General features: G+C 71.0%; 1 protein-coding gene. It reads right to left on the reverse strand.

The genetic code is table 11. The annotated features are described in order from the left end of the window. Window positions 1–15 precede the first annotated feature (15 nt). A partial coding sequence (locus ACYQ8K_RS30340; RefSeq protein ID WP_459975094.1) for a hypothetical protein occupies window positions 16–241 on the reverse strand: 226 nt, incomplete at its 5' end.

A 241-nucleotide genomic window follows, 5' to 3' on the forward strand; every position in this document is an offset into this window, starting at 1 on the left:
TTTCTATGCCGGTGTTCATGCGGACTCCTGCAGGCCGGGCTGGTTGGGGGCGCTGCGCCGGTAGTCGGCTGCGGCGCGGGTGCGCAGTGCGGTGACGGTGCGCAGGGCCGCCTCGGCGGTCGCTGAACGCTTGTGGCGCACGACTTTGGTCAGCTGTTGGTGTTGGTGGTGCACGGCGCGCAGCTGGCGGGCGGCTTCGGCCAGCCAACGACTGTGGGTGTGCGCCCGAGCTACGGTGGCG

It is taken from the genome of Mycobacterium sp. MUNTM1, from assembly GCF_054660795.1.